Genomic DNA, 23,295 nt, shown 5'->3' with positions numbered 1-23,295 from the left:
CCGGGAGTGACCGGCCTGGGAATGACCGGCCTGGGGGTGACCGGCCCGGGAGTGACCGGCACGCACCTGGCGCGGCTCTTCGACGACACTGAACCGGTGAGCACGAGTACGGCGGACGCCACGGAACTGATCGAAGAGCGCTGGAGCATGTTCCACCGCTGGGGGCCGTACGTACTCCTCGGCTTCGGACTCCTCATGGCGGCCGCCACGAGCGGTGTCGTCGGCATGGACCGGCGCGACTGGTACGTGGCCGGGGCGCTCGTCGGCGCGGGCGCCGCCCTCCAGCTGTTCCGCGGCGCGACGGCCGGTGCACGGCCCGGCCCCTCGCCCGCGTCCGTCGCCTACTACGCGCTGCGCTGGGCGATCGCCTTCGTGCTCACCTGGATCAACCCGTTCTTCGCGTTCTACGCCGTCGTCGGCTACTTCGGCATCGAGCGGCTGTTGCCGTCCCGCCTGGTCAAGCCGGGCCTCTTCGCCACCGCCGTCATCATGTCGGGCTCCCAGTCCGGCGGGCTGCCGCCGGACGAGGAGCTCGGCTGGGTCGTCTTCGGCGGACTGCTCGCGGTGAACATCGCGCTGCTCATCGTCTTCGCCCACCTCGCGGAGCAGGAGGACCGGCGCACCCGCGAAGCGGCCGCCACCATCGACGAGCTGGAACGCACCAACGCCGCGCTCCAGCGGGCCATGGAGGAGAACGCCGCCCTGCACGCCCAACTCCTCGTCCAGGCGCGGGAGGCGGGCATCGCCGACGAGCGGCGCAGGCTCGCCGCCGAGATCCACGACACCATCGCGCAGGGCCTGACCGGCATCATCGCCCAGCTCCAGGTCGTCGCGGGCGCCCAGGACGCAGGCGAGGTGACGCCGGCCCGCGAACACCTGGACCGCGCCGCCGCCCTCGCCCGGCACAGTCTGGGCGAGGCCCGCCGCTCCGTCCACAACCTCTCACCCGCGCCCCTGGAGCACGACAGGCTGCCCGGAGCGCTCAAGAAGACGGTCGCCGAGTGGTCCGAACGCACCGGCATACGCGGCGACTTCACCGTCACCGGCACCGTCGAGCACCTCCACGAGGAGATCGAGGCGACGCTCCTGCGCATCGTCCAGGAGGCCCTGTCCAACACCGCCCGGCACGCGCAGGCGGCCCGCCTCGGCGTCACCCTCTCCTTCATGGGCGACGAGGTCACCCTGGACGTGCGCGACGACGGCCACGGCTTCGACCCGCTCGCCCCGGCGGAGCGCACCGGTACCGGCGGCTTCGGCCTCGACGGCATGCGGGCCCGCGCCGAACGCATCGCCGGTTCCCTCACCGTGGAGTCGGAGCCGGGCGGCGGGACCGCGGTGTCGGCTCGCGTACCGTTGGTGCGCCATGAGCACTGAAGTGATCACTCTCATCGTCGTGGACGACCACCCCGTCGTCCGCGACGGCCTGCGCGGAATGTTCCGGTCGGCCTCCGGTTTCCAGGTGCTGGGCGAGGCGTCGAACGGCGTGGAGGCGGTCGCCCTGACCGCCGAACTCGACCCGGACGTCGTCCTCATGGACCTGCGCATGCCGGGCGGCAGCGGAGTCGACGCGATCACCGAGCTCACCCGCCGCGGCGCCCGCTCCCGCGTCCTGGTCCTCACCACGTACGACACGGACTCCGACACGCTCCCCGCGATCGAGGCCGGTGCGACGGGCTATCTGCTCAAGGACGCCCCGCGCGACGAACTGTTCACCGCGGTCCGTGCGGCCGCCGCGGGGCGCACGGTCCTGTCGCCCGCCGTCGCGTCCCGGCTCGTGTCACGCGTGCGTGCCCCCGGCAGCGAACCGCTGAGCACCCGTGAGCGGGAGGTGCTCGCGCTCGTCGCCGAGGGCACGTCGAACCGTGCGATCGCCGTCGAACTCTTCATCAGCGAGGCCACGGTCAAGACGCATCTCACCCACATCTACGGCAAGCTGGGCGTCAAGGACCGCGCCGAGGCCGTCGCGACGGCGTACCGCCGCGGCATCCTCAACTGAACTGCTGATGCGCTGAACTGCTGATGCGCTGAACTGCTGACGCGCTGAACTGCTGACGCGCTGAACTGCTGAGGAGCCGAGCCGCTGAGTTCTACGCCTGCTGCCAGAGCGCCGGCGTGTTCGGCGGCTCCCAGCCCGGCTGGGCCTGGTGCGGCTGGAGGCAGCGGTACGTCGACCCGCCGTAGGTGACCGTGTCACCCGCGGCGTACACCTTGCCCGCGGCCCACGTGCCGCCCGGCTCGGGGTCACCCGGGCCCGGGTCGCCGCCACCGGTCGTCTTCAGCGTCAGACCGAACTGCTGAAGCAGCGGATTGATCGGCTGGTGGTACGTCGTGCCGCCGCTGCGGCAGTTGCCCGAGCCGCCCGAGGTGACGCCCTGCGCCTGGCTGCCCGATATGTACGAGCCGCCCGAGTCGCCGGGCTCGGCGCAGACCGTCGTCCTGGTCACGCCGCTGATCGTGCCCTCGGGGTAGGTGACACTGGTGTTGTGCTGCGAGATGGTGCCGCAGTGCCACCCCGTAGTGGAGCCGGACCGGCAGATCGACGCACCCACCGGGGACTGTGTGGAGCCCCCGACGCCGACCCGCTGGCCGCCCTGGCCCTTCACGTACGGGGTGGCGGTCCACTGGGCGTTCGTGGCGACCCAGGCCATGTCCCTGCCGGGGAAGATGGAAGCCTGGAACGTGCCCTGGGCCACCTGGTTGTAGCCGGTGGTCGCCGTGCCCGCGCGCCCGCAGTGCCCCGCCGTGGCGAAGCCCTGCTGGGTGCCCTTGGTGATCGGGAAGCCGATGGAACAGCGGCCGCCCATGTAGTACGCGTCGCCGCCCACGAGGTCGTACAGCGGACGCGGCCGCTCCGCCGTCTTCGTCACGCGTACGAGCGAGGAGTCCACGTCCGCGGCGGAGACGAGGGACTTCGCGGCGCCGGTCTTCACGGCGCCCACCACGACGGCGTTGGAGCGCACGTCGACGTACCAGACGGGCGCATCACGCGTCGCCGTCCTCTTCGCCGCCCGGTCCAACTTGGCTTTCGCCGCGTCCAGTTGGGCCAGGGAATGGTCGACGACGCGGGCCTGTGCGCCCCGAGCCTCGATCACGCGGACGTCGGCGGCGTCCGTGGTGGCCACGGTGAGCTTCGCGGAGGTCGCGCCGTGCACCCAGGCACCCGCGAAGTCACGGCCGAGCGCGTTCCGCAGGGCTCCCGCGTCGGCGCCGGCCTCGGCCTCGTTGACCAGACGGGCCTTGGCCTGCGCCGACGTGAGGCCGAGGTCGCGCTGCATGGCCTGCAAGACTCCGGGAGAGGTCTTGTCGACAGCCGCGCTCTCGGCGGGGGAGGGGGACGGGGCGGCGGACGCGGAGCCGGGCAGGCCGGCGAGGACGAGCGCACCGGCCGCGGCGACCGCGGCGCACGCGGCGGCGGCACGTCTGTGATGGGTGGGGAGCATGCGGGGGACTCCTCGGTTCGCGAGGGATGAGCGGGGGATCGCCCCACACCGTAGAAGTCTCAACAGCCGTGCCACAGCTGTCAGCCGACCCCCGGCCCCGACGTTATGGACGCTGTGGCGGCGAAGGGGCCGCGAGCCACGCCGTGTAGCTCTCGCTGCGCGCGGCGGCCTCCGCGTGGGCCGCGCGCGCCTGCGCGAAGACCGCCGCCGCCGTGTCGTGGGCCGGTGCCGCCGGGTGCCAGCCGAGCAGATGCCGCCAGTACAGCGGCGCCCCGGAGAGCGGCCTTGTCACCATCCCCGGCGTCGGCGGGAACGTCGCCCGGCACAGCCCCACCGCCCGCCCCACCTGCACCAGATGCACGCACGACGCCACATCCGTCTCGTACACGCGCGACGGCGTGAACCCCGCCCGCGCGCACGCCGCGGAGAAGCAGTCCGCGAAACAGCCGTCGCCCGGCACGTCCGTCCACGCCTCATCCGCCAGCTCCGCCAGGTCGATCTCCTGGCAGCCGGCCAGCGGGTGGCCGGTGGCCAGCATGACGAAGACCGGGTCCCGGGCCACCTCACGCCACACCAGGAGCTCGTTCTCCGGCGGCGTGCTCGCCCCGCACGTGCCGACCAGCGCGAAGTCGAGCCGGCCCGCCGCCGTGCGCGCCGCGATCTCCCGCTCCGACCAGGACGTGTGCGTCGTCACCGCGACCCCCGGGTACGCGGCGGCGAGCCGGTCCACCAGCGCGCCGAGCAGCGGCCCGTGGATGCCGCCGAGCCGGAACCCCGCCCCGTCCTCCCAGGCCCGCGCGAACCGCTGCGCCTCCTCCCGCAGCCCGCTCACCGCGGGCAGCACCACCCGCGCCCGCGCCAGCACGAACTCGCCGAGCGCGGTGGCCCGCACCCCGTGCCGCCCCCGCTCGAACAGCTCGCCGCCGAGGGCCCGCTCGATTCTCTTCAACTGCGCGCTCAGAGCGGGCTGGGCGAGCCCGAGCGCCGTGGCGGCCTTGGTCAGGCTGCCCGCGTCGGCGATCGCCCGGATCGTCTTGAGGTGCCGCAACTCCAGGTCCATAAGGCGAGCTTGGGGTCCCCCCGGTGCCGGGGCAATACTCAGGTCCGGACCAAGAGTGATCATCCGTGTCTCAGCCGCCGGTCACCCGCAACAGCACCACCGACCGCTCCGCCACCGTCACCACGTCACCCGCCCGGTGCACGGTCCCGGGCGGGACACCCTGCTCATCCAGGGACGTGTCCACGACCACCTCGTACGCCTCGGCCCACGGCGGTCCCGGCAGCACGAACGGCGACGGCTCGTCCGCCGCGTGCAGGACCGCGAGGAAACTGTCGTCGACGACCGGCGCGCCCAGCGCGTCGCGGCCCGGGATGTCGCGCCCCGACAGATACATGCCGAGCGTCGCCGTGGGCGCGAACCAGTCGCCCTCCGTCATCTCCGTGCCGCCCGCCGTGAACCACGCGACGTCCCGCAGCCCGTCCGCCGAGCGGGCGCGCCCCGAGAAGAACGACCGCCGCCGCAGCACCGGATGCCGGAGCCGCAGCCCGATCAGCCGTGACGTCAGCGCGAACAGCTCCCGCCACCCCGGCTCCTCCGCGAGCCCCCAGTCGACCCAGCTGATCTCGTTGTCCTGGCAGTACGCGTTGTTGGAACCGCGCTGCGTACGCCCCATCTCGTCCCCGGCCACGAGCATCGGCACCCCCGTGGAGAGCAGCAGCGTCGTCATGAGGTTCCTGAGCTGCCGCCGCCGCAGCGCGGTCACACCCTCGTCGTCCGTCTCGCCCTCGGCGCCGCAGTTCCACGACCGGTTGTCGTCGGAGCCGTCCCTGTTCCCCTCCCCGTTGGCCTCGTTGTGCTTCCTCTCGTACGTCACGAGGTCCCGCAGCGTGAAACCGTCGTGCGCCGTCACGAAGTTCACCGACGCGTACGGCCTGCGCCCGCCCCACGCGTACAGGTCGCTCGACCCCGAAAGCCGGTACCCCAGATCGCGCACATCCGGCAGCGCACCCCGCCAGAAGTCCCGCACCGCACCCCGGTACCGGTCGTTCCACTCTGTCCACAGCGGCGGGAACGCCCCCACCTGATAGCCGCCCGAGCCCACGTCCCATGGCTCGGCGATCAGCTTCACGCGCCGCAGCACCGGGTCTTGCGCGATCACCGCGAGGAACGGCGAGAGCATGTCGACGTCGTGGAAGGAGCGTGCGAGCGCCGCCGCCAGATCGAAGCGGAAGCCGTCCACCCCCATCTCCGTCACCCAGTACCGCAGCGAGTCGGTGATCAGGCGGAGCACATGCGGCTGGACGACCTGGAGGGTGTTTCCGCAGCCCGTGTAGTCCGCGTACCGCCGCGCGTCGTTCGGCTGGAGCCGGTAGTAGCCGCGGTTGTCGATGCCCTTCAGGGACAGCATCGGACCGAGCTCCCCGGCCTCCGCCGTGTGGTTGTAGACCACGTCAAGGATCACCTCGATCCCGGCCTCGTGCAGCGCCCGCACCATCCGCTTGAACTCGCCGACCTGCTGACCCGTCGTACCCGACGCCGCGTACGCCGCGTGCGGGGCGAAGTAGCCGATCGAGTTGTAACCCCAGTAGTTCCTGAGCCCGCGCCGCAGCAGATGGTCCTCGTGCGCGAACTGGTGCACCGGCAGCAGCTCGACCGCCGTCACGCCGAGACGTACGAGATGGTCGAGCGCCGCCGGATGCGCCAACCCCGCGTACGTACCCCGCAGTTCCTCCGGAACCTCCGGATGCAGCCTCGTGAAACCGCGCACGTGCAGTTCGTAGATGACCGAGTCCGCCCACGGCGTCTTCGGCCGCCGGTCGTCCGCCCACTCGTCGTCCGGCGCGTCGTCGTGCACGACCACACCCTTGGGCACGTACGGCGCCGAGTCCCTGTCGTCGCGCACCGTGTCCGCCACATGCTGCTGGGGCCAGTCCCGCACATGCCCGTACACCTCGGCGGGCAGCGCACCGTAGTCATTGCCGGGGCCGCCGTCCACCGCGCGCGCGTACGGATCGAGGAGCAGCTTCGCCGGGTTCCAGCGGGCGCCCGTCCACGGGTCCCAGCGGCCGTGCACCCGGTACCCGTACCGCTGCCCGGGCCGCACTCCCGGTACGAAACCGTGCCAGATCTCGTGCGTCAGCTCGGTCAGCGGACAGCGCGTCTCCACCTGCCCTTCGTCGAACAGGCACAGCTCCACCGCCTCCGCCCCGCCCGCCCACAGCGCGAAGTTGGTGCCCGCGACCCGGTCGGGCCCGACCCGGAAACGCGCTCCCAGCGGCGTCGGCGCCCCCGGCCACACCGGCCGCGTCGGCGCGGCACGCGGCGCCGGCCGCCTGCTCCCGTTCACCGAGGGGGCGGGCCGCTGGGCCGTGCCGCCGCCCGTCGCCCGCGCTGCCCGCTCTGCCTCCTGCACTGCCTCTTGCTCGGCTGCGCTCGACACCTGTCAGCCTCCCGCGGCTCCGTCGGTCGACGCGCGAAGAAGGGCGTGCGGCGTCCCGGCCGCGGCTCCCCATACGTCGTCCCTCCCATGGTTCTGCCCACCGTGCGCGTCGCACTCACGTTTCCCCGGCAGGGGGACGGTCGTTGGGACCCACGTGAGACAGGATGCGAGGCGCGCACGGCGCGCAGGGGCCGCGCTGGCCGCGGTACTGACATGGGCGGGCCTGCTGGCCGGGGCGACGAGCTGCTCCTCCGGGGGAGCCGACGGATTCATGGGGAAGCCGCGCTCGCCCGCGGACGCGATCCGGGTGTCACCCGGCGACGACAGCAAGGGGATCAAGCCGGACGAACGCATCGAGGTCAAGGTCCCCGACGGCCGCCTGGAGTCGGTGAAGGTGGTCCGGACCCAGGACGCGCGGAAGGCCGACGTGCCGGGCCGCATCGAGGAGGACGGCATGACCTGGCGCCCCCTGGACGACGGCCCGCTGGCGCTCGCCGCCACGTACAAGATCGACGCCGTCGCCCTCGACGGCCACGGCCGCCGCTCGGCCCGGCACACCACCTTCCGGACGTACGTCCCCGACGAGCGCTTCACCGGGTACGTGGCGCCGGAGAACCGCGCCACCGTCGGCACCGGCATGATCGTCTCCCTGGAGTTCAACCGGGAGATCGAGAACCGCGCGGCCCTCCAGCGCGCCATCCACGTCACCGCGCGGCCCGCCGTCGACATCCGCCCGCACTGGTTCGGCAAGACCCGCGTGGACTTCCGCCCCGAGAAGTACTGGAAGCCGGGCACCAAGGTCACCGTCGGCCTGCACCTGCGGGACGTCGAGGCGGCCCCCGGCGTCTACGGCCTCCAGGACAAGAGCTTCACGTTCACGGTCGGCCGCCACCAGCACTCCCTCGTCGACGCCGCCGAGCACACCATGGAGGTGCGCCGCGACGGCGAGCTGCTCTCCACCGTGCCGATCACCGCGGGCGCCCCCAAGACCACCACGTACAACGGAAAGATGGTGGTGACGGAGATGCTGGAGGTGACCCGCATGAACAGCCGCACCGTCGGGTTCGGCGGCGAGTACGACATCCCCGACGTACCGCACGCCATCCGCCTGACGACCTCCGGCACCTTCCTGCACGGCAACTACTGGGCGCCGGACGCTCCTGGCAACACCAATGTCAGCCACGGCTGCGTGGGCCTGCGCGATGTGAAGGGCGGCAGCTCGCAGACGCCCGCCGGCTGGTTCTTCGACCGGACGCTCGTCGGGGACGTCGTCGAGGTGGTCAACAGCGATGACAAGAAAGTCGCTCCTGACAACGGCCTCGGCGGCTGGAACATGGAGTGGAAGGACTGGGTGAAGAACAGCTGATCCCCCCGGTGGTCACCAGGTGGCCGCCGGGTGACCGGCGGACGACCGCGAGGTGATCATGATCCGCCCGCACCCCACGGGCAGTTGGAACGGAACGGTGACATTGGCGGGGAGTCATCGCCCGGAACCGTGTGGTTATCTATCGCTGGCGCGTGTCTGAAACGCGCAGGTGCACTGGGGTGCGGGCCTGGATCCAGGCCGTGCGAGGGGAGACAACATCTTGAACGGGCGACCGATATCGGGGACGTCGGTTGGCGCGCGGCAGCGCGCGGGACGGCGGGGCGCCAGGGGACTGACGGCAGTGGTGTCGGGGGCGACGCTGCTGTTCGTCGCGGCATGCGGGGGCGGCTCGGACTCGGGCGGCGACGGTGGCGGCAAGGACGGGGCGGACAAGAACGCCCCCTCGGCGGCCGTCGTGTCGATAGCCCCCAAGGACGGGGCGGAGTCGGTGGCCACCAGCGGCGCCCTGAAGATAGGCGCCGACAAGGGCAAGCTCACCGAGGTCGAGGTCGAGGACAGCAAGGGCAATGCGGTCCCCGGCAAGATCACTTCGGGCGGGACCAGCTGGACACCGGCCCACCACCTCGCGGCCGCCACGAAGTACAAGGTCCACGCCGTGGCCAAGGACTCCGAGGGCCGCGCGTCCGCCAGGGACACCGTCTTCACGACACTGACCCCGAAGAACACCTTCATCGGCCAGTTCACGCCGGAGGACGGCTCGAAGGTCGGCGTCGGAATGCCGTTCTCGGTCAACTTCACGCGCGGCATCACCGACCCGGAAGCGGTCGAGAAGGCCATCGAGATCAAGACCGAGCCGTCCGTGCCGGTCGAGGGCCACTGGTTCGGCAACGACCGCCTCGACTTCCGCCCGGAGAAGTACTGGAAGGCCGGCACGAAGGTCACCGTCAAGCTCAACCTCGACGGCGTCGAGGGCCGCCCGGGCGTCTACGGCAAGCAGGCCAAGACCCTGAACTTCACCATCGGCCGCAGCCAGGTCTCCACCGTCGACGCCAAGACGCACCAGATGAAGGTCGTCCGCGACGGCAAGCAGATCAAGAAGATCCCGATCACCGCGGGCGCCCCCGGCACCACCACGTACAACGGCGAGATGGTCATCAGCGAGAAGCTGCAGGTGACCCGGATGAACGGCGAGACCGTCGGCTTCGGCGGCGAGTACGACATCAAGGACGTCCCGCACGCCATGCGCCTGTCGACCTCCGGCACGTTCCTCCACGGCAACTACTGGTCGGGCGGCGCCTTCGGCAACACCAACGCGAGCCACGGCTGCATAGGCCTGAGCGATGTGCGCGGCGGCTACAGCAAGAAGACGCCCGCCGGATGGTTCTTCGACAACTCGCTCATCGGCGACGTCGTCGTGGTGAAGAACTCCGCGGACAAGAAGATCCAGCCGGACAACGGCCTCAACGGCTGGAACATGTCGTGGGAGGAGTGGAAGGCGTAGGCCCCGCCTCTGCTCCGCATCCGGAGGCCCGGCGCACTGTGACCAAGTGCACCGGGCCTTTGGCCGTTAACCCCCGCTAACGTGCCTGTCATGACTGCACACCTCGAAGTCGCCGAAGGCGTCGGCACGATCCGGCTCGACCGTCCCCCGATGAACGCCCTGGACGTCGCCACCCAGGACCGCCTCAAGGAACTCGCCGAAGAGGCCACGCGGCGCGACGACGTACGCGCCGTCGTGATCTACGGCGGCGAGAAGGTGTTCGCGGCGGGCGCGGACATCAAGGAGATGCGGGCCATGGACCACGCGGCCATGGTCGTACGCTCCGGAGCCCTCCAGGAGTCGTTCACCGCCGTGGCCCGCATCCCCAAGCCCGTCGTCGCCGCCGTCACGGGCTACGCGCTCGGCGGCGGCTGCGAGCTGGCACTCTGCGCGGACTTCCGCATCGCCGCGGACAACGCCAAGCTCGGCCAGCCGGAGATCCTCCTCGGCGTCATCCCCGGCGCGGGCGGCACCCAGCGTCTGGCCCGTCTCGTCGGCCCGTCCAAGGCCAAGGACCTCATCTTCACCGGCCGCCACGTGAAGGCCGACGAGGCGCTCACCATCGGCCTGGTGGACCGCGTCGTGCCCGCCGCAGAGGTGTACGAGCAGGCGCACGCCTGGGCCGCGCGCCTCGCACAGGGCCCCGCCATCGCGCTGCGCGCCGCCAAGGAGTCCATCGACGCGGGCCTGCAGACCGACATCGACACCGGGCTCGCCATCGAACGCACCTGGTTCGCCGCCCTGTTCGCCACCGAGGACCGCGAGCGGGGCATGCGGAGCTTCGTCGAGGAGGGTCCCGGCAAGGCCAAGTTCCTCTGAACTCGTGCCGCTCGTCGCTCAGTTGAACGTACTTCAGTGCAGGGGTACCTCGAAGGAGCGGTTTATGGCCGCCTGCACGGAGCATTGAGCGTGACCACCCCCGAGCGTTAAGTGATCATGTGTAAGCGGGAAGTCATCGCAGGTCAGAGCAGGTGCGAGGCCACTTAACTGCCACTGGCATATGTCAACCACGCCCCCCGGAATGGATGGTTCCGGGGGGCTTATTCCGTCGGAACGGCCCCGGAAAGCGCTCTGGGCGGCCATGATGGGGGGCATGGCGGGGCTGGAGGGTGACGAACGGCCGCGGCGGCACGGCAGTGCGACCGCGGCGCGCTGGTCGCCGGCGGTAGAGGACGAACACGGGCTCAAGGCGCTCGAGTTGTTCGGTAATCCGACGGATGCGGAGGTGCCGCTGCCGTCGCGCCCGGAGTCCGCCGCGATCGCGCGCCGCCTCGCCCAGGTCGTCGTGCTGCGCCACTGGGGCCTCTCCCCGAAACTCACCGAGGACGTCGTCCTCCTCGTCTCCGAACTCGTCGGGAACGCCGTGCGGCACACCGGCGCCCGCGTCTTCGGCCTGCGCATGCAGCGGCGGCGCGGCTGGATCCGCGTAGAGGTCCGCGACCCCTCGCGCGGGCTGCCCTGCCTGCTGCCCGTCCACGAGATGGACCTGAGCGGCCGCGGCCTGTTCCTCGTCGACAAGCTCTCCGACCGCTGGGGCGTGGATCTGCTGCCGCGCGGCAAGACGACGTGGTTCGAGATGCGGGCCGCCGACCGCTGATACGCGAAAGCCCCCGGCGGCCGTGGTCGGCGCGAAGGGGGCCTTCGTGAAGGGCCGTGGATGTTTGGGGTGTGATCCACGGCCGCAGATGACGACCTGAGCCCGGGTCAATGGGGGTCGTGTCTCCGACTATGGCAGACGGGCGTCAGTGAGCCAAAAGACCATAGCCTCCCTTAGCGGGGCAAACCATGACAGTTTAGAGGTGAATCCTTGGTGAGATGGGACACCTGCCTGGTAAACGCTGGTTAAGCGGAGTCTGTGACAGGCGATACGCAAGGGTCGGTGGAGCGGCGCCAGGCCCGGCACCCCGACCCGTAACGCCCCGAAGCGGGCAATCAGCGTCTTTTCCTCCTTTTCCCCATTAAATGGTCGCGTGATCGAGACCGACCGCCGCAGCGTCCTGCGCGCGGGCGCAGGCCTTGTCGCCGCGGGCGCGCTCACCACCGGGTGCGCCGCGACCGGCCCCGCCGCCCCCGCACACGACCCCCCGCCCACCGCCCACACCCCCCGCCTTGCCCACCCCGCCCCGGCCGCCGCCCCCGCACCCCGCCGCTTCCCCGGCCTGCCCGCCCAGATCACCCACGGCCCCCGCACCCGCCCCCGCGTCGCCCTCACCTTCCACGGACAGGGCGACCCGGCCACCGCGAAGGCGCTGCTCACCCAGGCCGAGAAGGCCGGCGCCAGAGTCACCGTGCTCGCCGTCGGCGGCTGGCTCGACGACCACCCCGGCCTCGCGCGCCGCATCCTCGACGGCGGCCACGACCTGGGCAACCACACCCACCACCACCTCGACATCAACGACATGTCCGAGGCCGACGCCTACGCCGAGATCACCGGCTGCGCCGAGCGCCTGCGCCGCCTCACCGGCTCCATCGGCACCTGGTTCCGCCCCTCGCGCGCCCGCACGGCGACCCCCCTCGTCGAACGCCTCGCCCACCGCGCGGGCTACCCGCACGTCCTCTCGTACGACGTCGACTCCCTGGACTTCACGTCACCGGGCGCCCCCGCCGTCACCCGCGCGATCGCCGGGGAGATCCGCGAGGGATCCGTCGTGAGCCTCCACTTCGGGTACGCGGACACGGTCGCCGCACTGCCCGCCGTCCTGAAAGAACTGGAACGCCGCGGCCTGCGCGCGGTCACGACCACGGAGCTGCTGACCTGATGTCCCTGAACGCGAACCTGAACCTCACCAGGCGCACCGCGGCCGCGCTCGCCGCCGGAGCCGTGCTCGCCGCTCTCGCGGGCTGCGGCGGCGACAACCGGTCCGACGAAGCCATCGGCACCGAAGGCGTCCGCAAGCCCGCGAAGCCAAGAACGGCCCCCGGGCTGCCGGGCATGCCGCCGGTCCTCGACCCCAAGGACGCCTACGCCGCCGACCGGCCGAACGCCCTCCAGCCCGTGGCCAAGAAGTTCCTGGACCGCGTCTACGTGCCCAACACCGAGTCCAACACGGTGTCGGTCATCGACCCCAAGAAGTACGAGGTCATCGAGACCATCAAGGTCGGCAACCAGCCCCAGCACGTCGTTCCCTCCTGGGACATGAAGACGCTCTGGGTCAACAACGACCTCGGCGACACCCTCACCGCCATCGACCCCGTGACGGGGAAGACGGGCCGCACGGTCGAGGTCTCCGACCCCTACAACCTCTACTTCACACCGAACGGCAGACACGCCATCGTCATGGCGTCCATGGACCGCGAACTCGTCTTCCGCGACCCGAAGACCATGAACCGCGTCAAGACCGTCCCCGTCACCTGCGCGGGCGTCAACCACGCCGACTTCTCCATGGACGGCCGCTACTTCATCGTCTCCTGCGAGTTCTCCGGCGAGCTCCTCAAGGTCGACACGGAGAAGATGAAGATCGTCGGCCAGCAGAAGATCCCCTTCGAGGGCGCCATGCCGCAGGACGTCAAGATGTCTCCGGACGGCAAGACCTTCTACATCGCCGACATGATGGCCCACGGCATGTGGGTCCTGGACGGGAAGAAGTTCTCGACCCCGAAGCTGCTGCGTACCGGCAAGGGCTGCCACGGCCTGTACGTCAGCCGCGACTCCAAGGAGATGTACATCTCCAACCGCGGCGAGGGCACCGTCTCCGTCTTCGACTTCCCGAAGAACAAGCTCACCAAGAAGTGGAAGCTTCCGGACGGCGGCAGCCCCGACATGGGCGGCGTATCGGCGGACGGCAACACCCTCTGGCTGTCCGGCCGTTACGACTCCGAGGTGTACGCCATCGACACCCGCACCGGAGTCCAGGTGGCCCGCATCCCCGTCGGCGACGGCCCGCACGGCCTCGCGGTCTACCCGCAGCCCGGCCGCTACTCGCTCGGCCACACCGGCATCTTCCGTTGAACAATTGATGGTTGACGGTTGGCCGCAGCTGACAACGGGCACCAAACGGGCAGTTCAGATACCCGCCTTCCCCCCACCTGGAGGCGCCCGTGATCCGTGGCATCGACGTCAGCTCACACCAGTCGACCTTCGATACGGACGGCCTCTCCTTCGTCTTCATAAAGGCGACAGAGGGCCGTTCGTACGTCAATCCGAAGCTCTCCGCCCAGACGAAGCGGGCCCGCGACGCCGGCTGCGTCGTCGGCTACTACCACTTCCTGTGGCCGGGCAACATCAAGGCCCAGGCGGAGTACTTCGTGAGCAAGTCCCCTGAGAAGGAAGGCGACTTGCTGGCTGCGGACTGGGAGTGGACGGGGGACCGTACGGCCGCGTCGAACGCGGAGAAGGACCGCTTCATCCGTGAGGTCAAGCGGCTGCGCCCCGACCACCGGGTGATCCTCTACTGCAACCGCGATTTCTGGCTGAACCGCGACAGCACGTCCTACGCGGGCGACGGCCTGTGGATCGCGGACTACGTCAGGGCGGGCAAGCCCCGCATCCAGGCGAAGTGGAAGTTCCACCAGTACACGTCGTCGCCGATAGACAAGAACGTGGCCGCCTTCGACAGCGAGGACGAGCTGCGGGAGTGGGCGACGCCTTGAGGGGGCGAGCGAGGCCGGGCCGGGCGAGGTAGCTGAGAGCTTGTTCTTGAACCCCCGTCGTTCGCGCGGAGCGCGGGCGCGAGAGTTCAAGAACAGGGCTCCGAGAGTGTTCCGCAGAGCGGTGACGAGCGACACCGGCCGCCGCCGCGGGGATCGAGGAGCAGCTGAGCTCGCCCGAGCACCACGTCGTGACCGCCACACGCGTGGTGCTGCGGCAAGCCCGCGCCGATACGTTCGGCTCCCACGAACCGGCGTACAAAATCGCGGGCTGCCTCGCCGCCCGCAGGACTCCGGAGCGCGCGCGGGCCGCCGCGTGCCAGGGGTGCGGATCAGGTCAATCGATCGCCCACCCTTGACGGTTGCTTGACCGTCTCTTTACGTTCGTTGCCGAGGGGAGATCATCAACGACCGCCCCTCCGCGCCTATGCGCAAGTTCCCGCCCCCTCCAGGGGTTTCACCACGGAGCAGCTCATCAAGCGCATGACGGAGGAGACCGCGTGACGCAAATGGACTGCCGCCAACTTGGGCCAGGCCCGAAGGGCGGCCGCATCAGCGCCGCGCCGAAGAGCGGCCGGAACCCGGCCGACGCGGCCGACGCGGCCGACGCGGCCGATACGTTCGACGCGGTCGTCGTCGGGGCCGGCCTCTCCGGCCTCTACCAGCTCCACCGACTGCGGCAGCTCGGCCTGACGTCGGTAATCCTGGAGGCCGGTGCGGACCTCGGCGGAACCTGGTACTGGAACCGGTACCCCGGCGCCCGCTGCGACATCGAGAGCCTCTCCTACTCCTACTCCTTCTCCCCGGAGCTGGACCAGGAATGGGAGTGGAGCGAACGGTACGCCTCCCAGCCGGAGATCCTGCGCTACATCCACCACGTCGCGGACCGCTTCGACCTGCGCCGGGACATCGTGGTCCGCACCCGGGTCACCCGCGCCGCGTACGACGAGGACCGTCACCTGTGGCAGCTCTCCACGGACACCGGACGGGCCGCCACCGCCCGCTTCCTCGTCCTGGCGACGGGCTGCATGTCGACTCCCCAAGCCCCCCGGATACCCGGCGCCGGCAGTTTCGCGGGCGCGATCCACCACACCGCCCGGTGGCCGCGCGAGGAGGTCTCCTTCGCCGGCAAGCGGGTCGCCGTGATCGGCACCGGGTGTTCGGGCGTCCAGGTCATCCCCGCGATCGCCCAGGAGGCGACCGCGCTGACCGTCCTCCAGCGCACCCCGGCCTATGTACTGCCGGCCCACAACCGTCCCCTGCACCCCGCCGAGCTCTCCGAGTTCAAGGTCACCTACCCGGAGTTCCGGCAGGCTCAGCGGCGCTCCCGGGGCGGGACCGTCTTCGAGCCCCCGACCCGATCGGCCCTGGAAGCGGACGAGGCGGAGCGTACGGCCGCGTACGAGGCCGCCTGGGACACGGGCTTCCTCAACGGCATACTGCGCACCTACACCGACATCCTGACCGACGAGAAGGCCAACGAGACCGTGGCGGAGTTCGTACGGTCCAAGATCTGTTCGATCGTGGCCGACCGCGCGACGGCCGAACTGCTCTGCCCACGCTTCCCGTTCGCGACCAAGCGGCCCTGCCTGGGCACCGACTATTACGCCACATACAACCTGCCGCACGTCTCGCTGGTGGACCTGCGTACCACCCCGATCGAGCGGATCACCCCCCGGGGCATCCGCACCTCGGACGGAGAGCACGAACTCGACATGATCGTCCTCGCCACCGGCTTCGACGCCCTGACCGGCTCCCAGCTCGCCATCGACATCGTGGGCAAGGGCGGCGCGACGCTCCAGAAGCGGTGGGCGGACGGTCCCCGGAACCACCTTGGGCTCGTCTCGGCCGGCTTCCCCAACCTCTTCACTGTCCTTGGCCCGCTCAGCCCGTCCGTGCTCACCAACATCGCGGTGGCCCTGGAACAGCAGATCGACTGGATCACCGACTGCATCGCCCACCTGCGGCGCAACGGCCTCACGGAGATCGACGCCACTGCGCAGGCCGAGGCGGACTGGGTCGCGAGCACGGCGGAACTCGCCGGCCGCACGCTCTACCCGTCGGTCGACTCCTGGTACACGGGCGCGAACGTCCCCGGCAAACCCCGCGCCTTCCTCGCCTATACGGGCGGCCTGGACCGGTACCGGAAGGAATGCGACGCCGCGGCCCGCGACGGCTACCCGGGCTTCACCCTGTCCGCCGCACACTGAGAGCCTGATGCGGAAGGCTCCTGCACGGACGACTTCGCCTCGCCCGGCTCACCCCCGCCCGGGTCCGCGCTCGACCGCATCCAACAGCCTGCCGCTAAGCGCGCCAGTCCGCCGTGCGCTCCGGGGATGCCGCGTCCAGGGCCTTGCGGATCTCCTCCACGCCACCGGTGTTGCCGTACACGGGAGTTCCGGGCTGCTGGCGCCAGGAGTCGTCCTGGCCGCCGTTGTCGACGGTGTCGAAGCCGAGCTCGTCGATGAGGTCGCGTACGACCTTCTTGGCGGCCTCGTCGTCGCCGGACACCGGCAGTGCGACCCGGCCCTGGGCGCCCTTCGGCAGCGGCTTGTCGAGGATGTCCTGGGCGTACGTGCCGTTGAACGCCTTGATGACGGGGTGGCCGATCTGCCGCTCCGTCCAGCGGCTCTCGGTGAGGCCGTCCTCGATCTCGGCGATCTTCCCGTCGCGCTGCTGCGGGTAGTAGTTGCCGGTGTCGATGACGGCGACGTTCTCGGCCGCGCCGTCGAGGAACCCGGCGGGCAGGCCGGGTACGGCCTTGAGCGGGACCGTCACCACGACGACCTCCGCGCCGCGCGCGGCCTCCTCGACGGTGACCGGCTCGGCCCCGGTCTCTTCGGCGAGGGCGGTCAGGGTGTGCGGGCCGCGGGAGTTCGCGACGGAGACGTCGTGACCGAGGGCGGTGAGGCGGCGGGTGAGGTTTCCGCCGATGTTGCCGGCGCCGATGATGCCGATCTTCATGACTCTGCCTTCCGGTGATCCATTGTCGTAACGGAGGTAACCTCCGGAACCGCCGGGGTATTCCGGCCGAGGCCGCCGAATGAGGGGGCCACCGCCCATAACCTTGTCGTGGCGCTGACCGGTGTGCGACTGGAAGCAGGTGCGGGGGATGGCTCTGGAGCGGGTCGGGGCGCGTCGGCGTGTTCTGTTGGGCGCTGCGGCGCTCCTGCCGTTGAGCGGGTGCGGCGGCGGTGGCGGTGGCGGTGGCGGTGGCGGTGGCGGTGGCGGTGAGGGGGAGCGGCCGGCCTCCGGGCGGGCCGTCGAACCGTCCCCGGACAATGCGCGCCTCGCCGCCCGCTTCGCCGCGTTGGAGCGCGTGCACGGCGGGCGTCTCGGCGTCTACGCCGTGGCCACCCGCACCGGCGCCACGGTGACGTACCGCGCGGACGAACGCTTCGCGTTCTGCTCGACGTTCAAGACGCTCGCAGCGGCGGCCGTCCTGCACCATCGTCCGCTGAGCCGTCTGGAGGAGCGGGTCACCTACACCGCGGCGGACGTCGACTCCATCTCGCCGGTCACCGAGGGCCACATCGCGACGGGCATGACGGTCGGGGAACTGTGCGACGCCGCGATCCGGTACAGCGACGGAACGGCGGGGAACCTGCTGATGCGCGAGATCGGCGGCCCGGCACGGCTGACCGCCTATCTGCGGGGGCTCGGGGACAAGGTCAGCCGTATGGACGACTACGAACCCGAGCTGAACGACGTGGGCCCGAAGGACCCGCGCGACACCACCACGCCGCGCGCCATCGCCGCCGACCACCGCGAACTCGTCCTCGGCGACGCGCTGCCCGCGGAGAAGCGTGCCCTGCTCAAGGGGTGGCTCCTGCGCAATGCCACGGAGGTCGGGGAGCGGCGGATTCGGGCCGGGCTGCCGAATGGGTGGCGGGTGGCGGACAAGACGGGTACCGGCGACTGGGGCAGGGCCAACGATGTCGCCGTGGCCTGGCCCCCGGGCGCCGCCCCGCTCGTGATCGCCGTTCTGACGGACCGCCCCGGCCGCGACGCGCCCCCGTCGAACGCCTTCGTCGCCGAGGCCGCGGAGCGGGTCGCGGCCGAACTGATGTGAGTTTCCGTGCCGGTGCTACCTACCGGTGCTACCTGCCGAGTGCGCGGAGCACGTCCTGCGTCTGCTTCTCGACGACGGGGACGAGGCCGGCGACCACGTCGGCCCCGTCGTTGGTCACGTCGCCCACCGGTACGGGGTTGGTCTCCTGCGCCTGTGCCGCGCCGGAGAAGGACAGGGCCGCGCCCGTGAGGGCGACAGCGGCCAGGACTCGCTTCGTGTTGGTCATGGTCTGCCAACGATCACCGTCGGAGTGGGTCACGGAGGCGCCGGCGGGTGGGTCAGTCGCGGGTTCGCAGCAGGGTGAGTGTCGACTGGAGTTCCTCCTGGGTCACCAGGGCGGCGCGCTCCGGGTCCTTCGCCTCGACGGCTCGTACGAGGGCCGCGTGCGCGGCGTCTCCGTGGTTCTCCTCCTCGGCGCGTACGTCGGTGAGTTCGAGGAGGTCGATCAGGCCCTGCCGCAGGGCGGGCGTGAACTCCGCGAAGAGGTCGGTGAGCACGGGATTGTGGGCCGCCGCCACGACCGCCGCGTGCAGGGCGATGTCGGCGTCGACGAACTCGGCGTCGGCCGCCGCTGCCGCCGCTTTGCGGCCGTCGAGCGCGGCTTCCATCGCCGCGATGTCCTCGTCGGTGCGGCGCAGCGCCGCGAGCCGGGCCGCCTGCACCTCCACCAGCATCCGTACTTCGTAGACGTCCGTGACCGCTGCCCGGCGCAGGCGGGCCGGCCAGTCCGCGACCGGTTCGGTCGCGATCACGAAGACGCCGGCGCCCTGGCGGGGCTGCACGAGGCCGGCGCCGGTGAGGGCGCGCAGGGCCTCGCGGAGGGTGGAGCGGCCCACGCCGAGTTCCTTGGCGAGGGTCGTCTCGCCGGGCAGTTTGGTGCCGACGGGCCAGGTGCCGCCGGTGATCTGTTCGCGCAGCCGGGTGGCGGCCTGTTCGACGAGGGGGCTGGGGCGTACGGAGCCGAGCGGCATCGGGGGCCTTTCGGGGGAAGCACTTGTCTGAGGAGTACTTGTCTGAGGAGCTGAGGTGTGGCTAGTGTAGCGCCGTGATCTTCCGCGGTCTTCTCCTTCTCGGCTGCCGCGGCGGGGCCTGAAGCGACCGGCACCCCGCCGCGGGGTGCCGTGCTGCCGGTCTTCCCGACCGAGCCCAGGAGCAGAGCCCCGTGACCGAGACCGTCACCACGCCCGCGTACGACGTCGCCACTCCCGCGTACGACGTCGCCACTCCCACGTACGACTGGAATCCGCAGCGGCCCAGTGCCATGCCCCACCACCGCTACCGCCCCCACCAGCGGCGCGTCGACGTCCCCGGCCGGGAGCGGAGCTGGCCGGGTGCCCGGATCGAGCGGGCGCCCCTGTGGGTGCCCGTCGATCTGCGGGACGGGAACCAGGCGCTCGCCGAGCCCATGGACACCGGCCGCAAGCGGCGCTTCTTCGATCTGCTGGTGTCGATGGGGTTCAAGGAGATCGAGGTCGGCTATCCGTCGGCCAGCAGGACGGACTTCGAGTTCGTGCGGCACCTCGCCGAGCTGAGCGCGCGCGGCGGCGGTGAGCTGCCCGACGATGTGACGGTCGTCGTGTTCACGCCCGCCAGGCCCGAGCTGATCGACCGCACCTTCGAGTCCATCGAGGGGCTGCCGCGCGCCGTCGTCCATCTGTACATCCCCACCTCGCCGGTCTGGCGTGACGTCGTCCTCGGGCGGTCGCGCGCCGAGGTGCACGGCGTCGTGCGGGAGGCCGCCGCGCACATGGCGCGGCTCGCCGACGCGCGGCCGCACGCCGACATCCGCTTCCAGTTCGCGCCCGAGACGTTCAACCTCACCGAGCCCGATTTCGTCCTGGAGGTGTGCGACGGCCTCACGGAGCTGTGGGACGCGAGTCCCGGCCGGCCCGTCACGCACAATCTGCCGGCGACCGTGGAGATCGCGACTCCGAACGTGTACGCCGACCAGATCGAGTACATGCACCGCAATCTCGCCCGGCGTGACTCCGTGATCCTCTCCGTCCATCCGCACAACGACCGCGGGACCGGCGTGGCCTGCGCCGAGCTCGCCGTCCTCGCCGGGGCGCAACGCGTCGAGGGCTGCCTCTTCGGCAACGGGGAGCGGACCGGCAACGTCGATCTGGTCACCCTCGCCCTGAACCTCTACGCCCAGGGCGTCGATCCCATGGTCGACTTCTCCGACATCGACGCCGTCCGCGAGGTCGTCGAGCACTGCAACCGGCTGCCCGTGCACCCCCGCCACCCCTACGCCGGTGACCTCGTGCACACCGCTTTCTCCGGCACGCACCAGGACGCCATCAGCAAGGGGTTCGCCCACCATGTCCGCAGGGCGGCCGAGTTGGGGGTGCCGGAGCGGGAGGCGCCGTGGGACGTCCCGTATCTGCCCATCGACCCCGCCGACATCGGCCGCACCTATGAAGCCGTCATCCGCGTCAACTCCCAGTCCGGCAAGGGCGGCATGGCGTACCTGCTGCAGACCCGGCACGGCCTCGACCTGCCGCAGGCCATGCGCCCCGACTTCTCACGCGTGGTGCAGGAGGCCACCGACGACAGCGGGCGGGAGGCGACGGCGAAGGAGCTGTACGAACTGTTCCGTGCGACGTACGTCGCTCCCGGCGTCGACGGCGAGGTGGCGCTGAGCTCCTGGTTCACCGACCGGGCGCCGGACGGCGCGCACCGTTTCGTCTGCACGCTCCAAGTGGGGGAGCGGGTCGGGGACTTCGAGGGTGTGGGCAACGGTCCGCTGTCCGCGTTCGTCGACGCGCTGGCCGCCGCGGGGATCGCCGTCGACATCCTCGACTACGCCGAGCACGCGGTCGGCGAGGGCGGCGGCAGCGAGGCCGTCGCGTACGCGCGGTGCCGGGTCGGCGGCGCCGACCGCTGGGGCGCGGGCCTGGACACGTCGGTCCTGACCGCCTCCGTGCAGGCCGTGCTCGCCGCGGTGAACCGGGCGGGGGCCGCCGGATGAGTTCCGTGCTGCACGCGGACGGCGTCACCGTCGTCCGCGAAGGGCGCCCCCTCCTCGAAGACGTCACCCTCACCGTCCGCCCCGGTGAGCACTGGGCGCTGCTCGGCGCCAACGGCGCGGGCAAATCGACGCTGCTCAGCCTCTGCGGCGCCGTGACCCACCCCACGTACGGCACGGTCGAGGTGCTCGGCCGCCGGCTGGGCAGCGTCGACCTTCGCGAACTGCGGGCGTACGTAGGTCATGTGAACCCGCGCCACCAGCCGCGCTCCCCGCTGACGGTCCGCACGGTCGTCCTGACCGGACTGACCAACAGCGTCGAACCGGTGCCGAGGTGGCGCCCGACGCCCGGGCAGGAGGAGCAGGCCGGCCGTCTGATCGCCCTGCTGGGCCTCGCGCACCGCGCGGACGCGCGCTGGCCCACGCTGTCCCAGGGCGAGCGCGGCCGCACCCTGATCGCCCGCTCCCTGATGCCGAGGCCCCGGCTCGTCCTGCTCGACGAGCCCGCCACCGGGCTCGACCTCGCCGGGCGTGAGCGTCTCCTGGACAGCCTGGACACCCTGCGCGAGACCCACCCGCAGCTCGCCACCGTCCTGGTCACGCACCATCTGGAGGAGCTGCCCGCGGGCACGACGCACGCGCTGCTGCTGCGCGAGGGGCGCGTGCTCGCCTCCGGTGCCGTCGGTGACGTACTGACGAGCGACATGATCAGCAAGTGCTTCGACCACCCCGTGCGCCTGGACCGCAGGGACGGCCGGTGGAGCGTGCGCGCCCGCCGCTGACGGCGCGGCAGGGGCCCGGCGCATCCCGTGCGCCGGGCCCCTGAGCTGCTCGTGCTCCGCGACTACTTGTTCAGGCTCGCCCAGAACTCGTCGAACGAGAGACGCTTGTCCGCGTTGGTGTCCTTCGCGCCGATCACGGCCTCGGCCACCGTCTCGGTCACGTAGAAGTCGCCCATCCTGGCCATGGCGCTCTTCCACTCGGCCGCCGTTATGAAGCCGTCGCCGTCCGCGTCGAACTGGTCGAACGTCTTACGCGCTTCCTCGATGTCCGCCACCGGATCCACCCCTTCTTGGTGCACTACTGACGGGGATTAGGGTATCGGCCGTCCCGGGACCGGATCACAAGGAGTACGCCCATGGCCAGCGCCTCTGTCACGCTCGGGAGCATCCTCGACGCGGCGGCCCGCGGCGGCTTCCCGCCGCCGGACGGCACCGTCACCGTCGTGCCGCAGCCGAGTCACCGGGACGCGGGCGTGATCGCGTTCACCGCGCACTCCGTCGTCTTCACGGACGAGGACCCGGGATGGGTGCGGTCCACGCTCGCCGCTCTCGACTGCGACCCGCTGGCCGTCACCATGAGCGCCCGCTTCCACAGTGCCTTCCTCGACCGCACGGGACGGCTGACGGACACCATCGACCTGCTGACCGTCGCCCCGGCGCTGCCCGGCGCCCCCGACCCGCGCCTGGAGCTGCGCGAGCTCGACGGCCGGGACCATCCCCGTGTCGCCAGGGCCCGCAAGCGCCGCGACGACGTGCGGGTGTGGTCGGCCGCGGGCGGCGGCGTGCTGGTCATCGGCCGGGGCGTGGCCGGGCGGTGGGAGACGGCGATAGAGGTCGAGGAGGGTGTACGTCACCGGGGGCTCGGCCGGGCCCTGGCGGGCGCGGCCCGGCATCTCGTACCGGACGGGGATCTGGTGTGGGCGCAGCAGTCGCCGGGCAACGCGCGCAGTGTGCGGGCCTTCCAGGCGGCGGGGTACCGGCCGGTGGGTTCGGAGGCGCTGTTCTTCGCGGGGTGAGGCGCCCTCGCCCTGCTCCAAGGCGCCCTCGTCCTGCTCCAAGGCGCCCGCGCCCCGCGTGGAGGCGACCTCCGTTCTCGAAATGAGACCTTCGCTCGTTTCTTGTTCACGAACTGAGATCCA

At 71.2% G+C, this 23,295-nt stretch carries 21 protein-coding genes; 14 read left to right on the top strand and 7 right to left on the bottom strand.

Annotated elements, in window-relative coordinates:
* The first annotated feature begins 147 nt into the window (after positions 1-147).
* Both AB0N81_RS26290 and AB0N81_RS26285 read left to right on the top strand, forming a co-directional pair.
* Positions 148-1,374, top strand: coding sequence for a sensor histidine kinase (locus AB0N81_RS26290; RefSeq protein WP_365362439.1), 1,227 nt, complete (start codon positions 148-150; stop codon positions 1,372-1,374).
* On the top strand, positions 1,364-1,996 hold the full coding sequence (locus AB0N81_RS26285) for a response regulator transcription factor (RefSeq protein WP_365362393.1): 633 nt from the start codon (positions 1,364-1,366) through the stop codon (positions 1,994-1,996). Before AB0N81_RS26290 ends, AB0N81_RS26285 begins: the two co-directional genes overlap by 11 nt.
* Before the next feature lie 91 nt (positions 1,997-2,087).
* Here the strand turns inward: AB0N81_RS26285 and AB0N81_RS26280 are convergent, their stop codons facing one another.
* The 3 genes from AB0N81_RS26280 to glgX form a co-directional block, all read right to left on the bottom strand.
* Positions 2,088-3,440: a carbohydrate-binding protein gene (locus AB0N81_RS26280; protein ID WP_365362391.1), complete on the bottom strand. Its 1,353-nt coding sequence runs from the start codon at positions 3,438-3,440 to the stop codon at positions 2,088-2,090.
* A 103-nt stretch (positions 3,441-3,543) separates the two neighbouring features.
* Entirely contained in the window at positions 3,544-4,500 is a 957-nt protein-coding gene (locus AB0N81_RS26275) for a LysR family transcriptional regulator (RefSeq protein ID WP_365362389.1), read from the bottom strand.
* Between the two features lie 70 nt (positions 4,501-4,570).
* Positions 4,571-6,853 (bottom strand): glycogen debranching protein GlgX, encoded by a 2,283-nt coding sequence (gene glgX, locus AB0N81_RS26270; RefSeq protein ID WP_365362387.1) that lies wholly within the window; start codon positions 6,851-6,853, stop codon positions 4,571-4,573.
* 298 nt (positions 6,854-7,151) lie between these two features.
* On the opposite strand from glgX, the gene AB0N81_RS26265 reads away from it, so the two are divergent.
* The 8 genes from AB0N81_RS26265 to AB0N81_RS26230 all read left to right on the top strand — a co-directional run bounded on the left by AB0N81_RS26265 (position 7,152) and on the right by AB0N81_RS26230 (position 16,544).
* Entirely contained in the window at positions 7,152-8,246 is a 1,095-nt protein-coding gene (locus tag AB0N81_RS26265; RefSeq protein ID WP_365362385.1) for an Ig-like domain-containing protein, read from the top strand.
* 220 nt (positions 8,247-8,466) lie between these two features.
* Positions 8,467-9,708, top strand: a complete 1,242-nt coding sequence (locus AB0N81_RS26260) for an Ig-like domain-containing protein (protein ID WP_365362383.1) — start codon at positions 8,467-8,469, stop codon at positions 9,706-9,708.
* Between the two features lie 90 nt (positions 9,709-9,798).
* Complete coding sequence (locus AB0N81_RS26255) at positions 9,799-10,566, top strand: enoyl-CoA hydratase-related protein (protein ID WP_365362381.1); 768 nt, start codon at positions 9,799-9,801, stop codon at positions 10,564-10,566.
* A gap of 274 nt (positions 10,567-10,840) precedes the next feature.
* Positions 10,841-11,344: an ATP-binding protein gene (locus AB0N81_RS26250; RefSeq protein ID WP_365362379.1), complete on the top strand. Its 504-nt coding sequence runs from the start codon at positions 10,841-10,843 to the stop codon at positions 11,342-11,344.
* A gap of 373 nt (positions 11,345-11,717) precedes the next feature.
* Complete coding sequence (locus AB0N81_RS26245) at positions 11,718-12,506, top strand: polysaccharide deacetylase family protein (RefSeq protein WP_365362377.1); 789 nt, start codon at positions 11,718-11,720, stop codon at positions 12,504-12,506.
* Entirely contained in the window at positions 12,506-13,696 is a 1,191-nt protein-coding gene (locus AB0N81_RS26240; RefSeq protein ID WP_365362375.1) for a PQQ-binding-like beta-propeller repeat protein, read from the top strand. Before AB0N81_RS26245 ends, AB0N81_RS26240 begins: the two co-directional genes overlap by 1 nt.
* A gap of 89 nt (positions 13,697-13,785) precedes the next feature.
* Positions 13,786-14,337 (top strand): glycoside hydrolase family 25 protein, encoded by a 552-nt coding sequence (locus AB0N81_RS26235; RefSeq protein WP_365362373.1) that lies wholly within the window; start codon positions 13,786-13,788, stop codon positions 14,335-14,337.
* Positions 14,338-14,843: 506 nt separating this feature from the next.
* Positions 14,844-16,544 carry an NAD(P)/FAD-dependent oxidoreductase gene (locus AB0N81_RS26230; protein ID WP_365362437.1) on the top strand — a complete coding sequence of 567 codons (1,701 nt, stop codon included), beginning with the start codon at positions 14,844-14,846 and terminating at the stop codon, positions 16,542-16,544.
* A gap of 94 nt (positions 16,545-16,638) precedes the next feature.
* Here AB0N81_RS26230 and AB0N81_RS26225 read toward each other — a convergent pair whose 3' ends face one another.
* Positions 16,639-17,298, bottom strand: a complete 660-nt coding sequence (locus AB0N81_RS26225; RefSeq protein WP_365362371.1) for an NAD(P)-binding domain-containing protein — start codon at positions 17,296-17,298, stop codon at positions 16,639-16,641.
* A 148-nt stretch (positions 17,299-17,446) separates the two neighbouring features.
* Here AB0N81_RS26225 and bla point away from each other — a divergent pair, with 148 nt between their 5' ends.
* Entirely contained in the window at positions 17,447-18,406 is a 960-nt protein-coding gene (gene bla, locus AB0N81_RS26220) for a class A beta-lactamase (protein WP_365362369.1), read from the top strand.
* 28 nt (positions 18,407-18,434) lie between these two features.
* Here bla and AB0N81_RS26215 read toward each other — a convergent pair whose 3' ends face one another.
* Together AB0N81_RS26215 and AB0N81_RS26210 are read right to left on the bottom strand one after the other, a co-directional pair.
* On the bottom strand, positions 18,435-18,632 hold the full coding sequence (locus AB0N81_RS26215) for a hypothetical protein (protein WP_365362367.1): 198 nt from the start codon (positions 18,630-18,632) through the stop codon (positions 18,435-18,437).
* 52 nt (positions 18,633-18,684) lie between these two features.
* Entirely contained in the window at positions 18,685-19,377 is a 693-nt protein-coding gene (locus AB0N81_RS26210; protein WP_365362365.1) for an FCD domain-containing protein, read from the bottom strand.
* 290 nt (positions 19,378-19,667) lie between these two features.
* Here AB0N81_RS26210 and leuA point away from each other — a divergent pair, with 290 nt between their 5' ends.
* Entirely contained in the window at positions 19,668-21,377 is a 1,710-nt protein-coding gene (leuA, locus tag AB0N81_RS26205) for a 2-isopropylmalate synthase (protein WP_365362435.1), read from the top strand.
* On the top strand, positions 21,374-22,156 hold the full coding sequence (locus AB0N81_RS26200) for an ATP-binding cassette domain-containing protein (protein WP_365362363.1): 783 nt from the start codon (positions 21,374-21,376) through the stop codon (positions 22,154-22,156). The genes leuA and AB0N81_RS26200 overlap by 4 nt, the downstream gene beginning before the upstream one ends.
* A 62-nt stretch (positions 22,157-22,218) precedes the next feature.
* Here AB0N81_RS26200 and AB0N81_RS26195 read toward each other — a convergent pair whose 3' ends face one another.
* Positions 22,219-22,431, bottom strand: a complete 213-nt coding sequence (locus AB0N81_RS26195) for an EF-hand domain-containing protein (protein WP_365362361.1) — start codon at positions 22,429-22,431, stop codon at positions 22,219-22,221.
* Between the two features lie 81 nt (positions 22,432-22,512).
* Between AB0N81_RS26195 and AB0N81_RS26190 the strand changes: the two genes are divergently transcribed.
* On the top strand, positions 22,513-23,172 hold the full coding sequence (locus AB0N81_RS26190) for a GNAT family N-acetyltransferase (RefSeq protein WP_365362359.1): 660 nt from the start codon (positions 22,513-22,515) through the stop codon (positions 23,170-23,172).
* The last annotated feature ends 123 nt before the right edge of the window (positions 23,173-23,295 follow it).

The sequence above is a fragment of the Streptomyces sp. NPDC093510 genome, from assembly GCF_040683555.1.
Lineage (GTDB): Bacteria > Actinomycetota > Actinomycetes > Streptomycetales > Streptomycetaceae > Streptomyces.
Note: the sequence above shows the minus strand (reverse complement) of the source record. Positions and strands in the feature narration are given on the sequence as shown.